Origin of the sequence: Pseudoduganella sp. RAF53_2 (assembly GCF_052113985.1) — a bacterium.
Taxonomy (GTDB): Bacteria; Pseudomonadota; Gammaproteobacteria; order Burkholderiales; family Burkholderiaceae_D; genus Rugamonas.
The window spans coordinates 1-1,946 of sequence record NZ_JBFRDW010001004.1 but is presented as its reverse complement, the minus strand read 5'-3'; the positions used below and the strand labels follow the sequence as shown (position 1 = coordinate 1,946).

Below are 1,946 nucleotides of genomic sequence, written 5' to 3'. Positions count from 1 at the left end.
GCGCGGCGCAAGGCCTGGCTGCTGTTGGCACGGAAGCGGCTGCGGGGAATTGCGCGGCCATCCTTCTCTCCCTTCAGCCGCCAGCGCAACTGCGGCAGCCATCCCGTAAATTCCAGGCACTCGTGCTGCGCCAGGTCGGAAGGCGTGCGCGGCGTGCCGCGTCTGGCCAGATAGGCAGGAGAGGCGCAGATGGTCATGCCATAGGGCCGCAGCGGACGCGCCACCATTGATGAATCCTCCAGCACGCCAATGCGCACTGCGAGGTCGTAGCCTTCATCGACCAGATCCACGAAACGGTCATTCAGATTCAGCTCGACGCTGACTTCCTTGTGCAGGCTCAGATACTCCGCCACCGCAGGGCTCAGCCAGTCCATGCCGAACGACACCGGCGTGGTCACACGCAGCAGTCCGCGCGGTGAAGCGCGCATGGTTTCGGCCACGGCTTCGGCATCGCTGATTTGCGCAAGGATGGCGCGGCACTGCTCAACGTACTGGCGGCCGATCTCCGTCAGCGACTGTCGCCGCGTGGTGCGGGTGAGCAGGGCGGCGCCCAGGCGCTGCTCCAGTGCGTGCACGTGCTTGGCAGATACTGGCAACACTTTCAAACCTCACCGGAGAACAAACATGAAAAAAGTCATCGTGATCGGCGCAACCGGCGCAGTGGGCAAAGCAGTTGTGGAGGAACTGGGCAAGCGCCACGAAATCATTACCGTTGGCAGCAGCAGCGGCCAGCATCAGGTGAAGATCGAAGACCCGGCTTCGGTACGCGCGCTGTTCGAAAAAGTAGGCAAGGTGGATCACGTGGTCGTCACCGCAGGCAATCTGCACTTCGGACCGCTGAACGAAATGACGCCCGAGCAGTTCCGCGTCGGCCTCGATTCCAAGCTGATGGGCCAGGTGAACGTCGCCTTGGTCGCGCAGCAGTACCTGAACGATGGCGGCTCGATCACCCTGACCAGCGGCATCGTCGCGCAAAACCCGATCCGCTTCGGCGCCAACGCCAGCGCGGTCAACATCGCGGTGGAAGGTTTCGCACAGGGCGCGGCGGTTGAACTGCAGCGTGGCTTGCGCATCAACGTCGTCAGCCCGACGCTGCTGACCGAATCGTTGCCGAACTATGGTCCGTTCTTCATCGGCTTCGAAACAGCGCCTGCATCACGCGTGGCATTGGGCTACGCACGCAGCGTGGACGGCGTCGAAACCGGCAAAACCTACCGGGTTTGGTAATACAATTGGGGCCTCTCTTTCAAAGATAAGAAAGGCCTCATGAAGAACCTCCTGATCCCTCTGGTGCTGGCCGCTGCCGGCACCGCTGCTACCGCAGCACCTGCAAGCGTCGCCGACCTCCAAAAGATGACGAAGCGCTTTGCCCCGGTCGAACTGAAAGCGGATGCTTCCAGGCTTTCGGCCGGCGACAGGAAAGCCATCGCCAAGCTGATTGAAGCAGCGAAGATCGTCGATACCCTGCAGCTGCGCCAGCGCTGGTCCGGCAACGAGGCGCTGTACGCCGCGCTGCAAAAAGACAGCTCCGAGCTGGGCAAAGCGCGCAGCGAATACTTCTGGCTGAACAAAGGCCCCTGGTCGATCATCGACGACCACGAATCCTTCCTGCCGGCGCAGATCGGCAGCATCAGCATTCCTGCCAAGAAGCCTGCCGCCGCCAACTTCTATCCTGATGGCGCAAGCAAGGAAGCGCTGGAAAGCTGGATGAACGGCCTGTCCGCGCAAGACAAGCAGCAGGCGCAATGGTTCTTTACCACCATCCGCAAGCGCAGCGACGGCAAGTTCAAGACCGTCAAATACTCCGAGGAATACAAGCCGGAACTTGAGAAGCTCGCCAGGCTGCTGAAGGAAGCCGCAGCCGCCACCGATAACGCCTCGCTGAAGAAGTTCCTCGACCTGCGCGCGGAAGCCTTCCTGTCCAACGACTATCTGGCCTCCGACTT

The 1,946-nt window shown here is 61.6% G+C and carries 2 protein-coding genes and 1 pseudogene; 2 read left to right on the top strand and 1 reads right to left on the bottom strand.

Annotated elements, in window-relative coordinates; translation table 11 throughout:
- On the bottom strand, window positions 1-599 hold a 599-nt coding region (locus tag AB4Z11_RS31830), incomplete at its 3' end, for a LysR substrate-binding domain-containing protein (protein ID WP_442030191.1).
- 25 nt (window positions 600-624) lie between these two features.
- Between AB4Z11_RS31830 and AB4Z11_RS31825 the strand changes: the two genes are divergently transcribed.
- Together AB4Z11_RS31825 and AB4Z11_RS31820 are read left to right on the top strand one after the other, a co-directional pair.
- Window positions 625-1,227, top strand: a complete 603-nt coding sequence (locus AB4Z11_RS31825; protein WP_442030190.1) for a short chain dehydrogenase — start codon at window positions 625-627, stop codon at window positions 1,225-1,227.
- Window positions 1,228-1,266: 39 nt separating this feature from the next.
- Window positions 1,267-1,946, top strand: a pseudogene (locus AB4Z11_RS31820) (dipeptidyl-peptidase 3 family protein); the annotation flags it as partial.